This is a genomic window from Gracilibacillus alcaliphilus (assembly GCF_016909015.1).
Classification (GTDB): domain Bacteria; phylum Bacillota; class Bacilli; order Bacillales; family Amphibacillaceae; genus Gracilibacillus; species Gracilibacillus alcaliphilus.
The window spans coordinates 1-2,196 of record NZ_JAFBFA010000074.1; the positions used below are offsets into that span (position 1 = coordinate 1).

Annotated in this window: 2 protein-coding genes; both read left to right on the top strand. The window is 33.3% G+C overall.

Translation table 11 applies throughout. The features are described 5' to 3' along the window. Positions 1 to 144 precede the first annotated feature (144 nt). Positions 145 to 366 carry an IS3 family transposase gene (locus tag JOD18_RS25095; RefSeq protein ID WP_420827821.1) on the top strand — a complete coding sequence of 74 codons (222 nt, stop codon included), beginning with the start codon at positions 145 to 147 and terminating at the stop codon, positions 364 to 366. Positions 367 to 648: 282 nt separating this feature from the next. Next, the gene (locus JOD18_RS24020) at positions 649 to 2,118 is read left to right on the top strand and encodes a hypothetical protein (protein WP_204672000.1); all 1,470 of its coding nucleotides are present in this window, start codon (positions 649 to 651) and stop codon (positions 2,116 to 2,118) included. The last annotated feature ends 78 nt before the right edge of the window (positions 2,119 to 2,196 follow it).

A 2,196-nucleotide genomic window follows, 5' to 3' on the forward strand; every position in this document is an offset into this window, starting at 1 on the left:
CAATGGTCATGAACCAGTTCTTAATTCATGACCATCTTAATGAACGAGTGTTAAAGTATTTAGAATAACTTACACACTTTTCTTGACAAGCCCGGGTTCCAGTATACATCCCGTCAATATAACAACTTACTTAAAAAATATCAGATGAAAGCAAGTATGTCCAGGAAGGGAAATTGTTGGGACAATGCCTGTATGGAGAATTTCTTTAGTCACTTCAAAAGTGAGTGTTTCAACTTATATTCATTCAGAACAGGTGAAGAAGTATGCAATGCTGTAAATAAATACATTAGATTCTACAATCATCAACGTTTCCAGAAGAAATTAAACAACCTAAGCCCTTATCATTTCAGGACTCAGGTTGCATAAATGTGCTTTTTTATTCTTGTCTGCTTGACAGGGGTCAGTTCACAGTAGTGGGGGCTTATTTTTAAAATCCTTCCAAATAATTAACCTTCACCTATTCAAAATAAAAATCTACCTCCATTAATTTACCAAAATAATGATATAATCGAAAATTGTCGTATTATGTAAAGTTATTGACAATATATTGTAATAATAAAAAAACTCTAGTATACTTCATAACCGTAAAATGAAATTCTAGTAAAAGGAGGCAGTAAAAAAATAAACCGATGTATGGAGGGAAATATTATGAGATCTTTTCTTATAGGAATAATTATCATGCTATCTATTACTTTAATTGGAACAGGTTCGGTTCTAGCAGCAAAATCCAAAAATGAAGACGAGATCATGGGTGTTGTGTATGGAGAAAAAATATTTGCATTAGACTCAAAGGATCAATTAGATGTGAAACTGAAGATTAATAAACTAGAGACAGAGAATGATATCTTAGACGTTGACTTAACTTTGAGTTACGGTGGAAACGAATTTGATTTAGAAACTAGTGGGAAGGTATACCCTTCTGGGAATACATACACAGGTGGTTATCTAGTTGATTTAAATGAGACAGAGAATTATAGTATTCTATCTTTTAAGGTAGAAGAAGAGGCTAAAGAAGCTTTACTATTACCAATTAATTATGATTTAACAAATAAAACAGTAGTAAAGATTGCTATACTTGATAAAAATACAAACAACTTAATCTACTTTGAAGATACATTATCGAGTTCCCAGCAAGTCAATGACATAAAAGAAATAAGTCAGGAACTGACATTGGACAATTTTGATGATCAAAATGAACTGAACGAACAGCAAGAAAAAATAGACCATATGGAATCGTGGTTTATGCCATTTTTAAAACCTGTTGGTGAAAAGAATGTAACTGAGGAAGACGCTGGAAAGGTTGTGTCTTTTGCAGGAGAAGCAAATAATTTACCTCCATTAATACCTGAAGGTTTCTTTCAAACGGAGGGAGATCATTTATCGACATATAGAGAAGAGGGTGGATATTACATCACCACGACTACATGGCCAGTTGGTTCAGAAAATCTGTTATCTGATGCCATTCAATGGGAATGGATAATGAGTGTGCCAAACGATTTTAGTCCAGGTGACAGTGCACACTTAGCAGATACTTCGTTAAAGTTAACTCACCATGGTCAATTTTTATATATGGCAGAGGAACGTAGGTTGGATAGAGTGAATGATATTGCATATTATAGAATAAAGAATCCTACTGTAAGTGGTGGTATTATGGATGGAGATTCAGAAATAATATCAAAAGTAGAGAAAACTGCGAATTTTGAAGATTTTGATATAAGTATAGACGTAGAAGGTTTGATCGGGTTGGTCGATTTAGCGAAAAAGTTCTATATTCCACAAATGTTGAGCGTTGTAAATTTTCAAAAAGAGACAGAAGTAAGTCCAATTATTACTTATCAAGATAGTATTTCAGGACAAATGGCAGTCTGGGATGACGTAATCCGTTATTACAGTTATCCACTAGAAGATAAATTCTTTAAAAAACCAGGGGATTTAATATATTTAGGTTACCGCGTACAGCTACCGACCGATGCGGATTATGAACGTATTCCAGGTAAGAGAAACCTTGAATACAACTATCAATTTGATATTTATGGAAGAAATGCTTTCGGTTTTTACACGAAGAAGATTGAAGAAGTAGAGAAATACTTTAAAAAAGGCTATGAAGTGCTGGAGTGATATTGTGGAAGTTTTCAAAAACAAATATTTTATAATCGTTGCGGGGTTTCTGTTCATAGTTATTGTAATACTTTCATG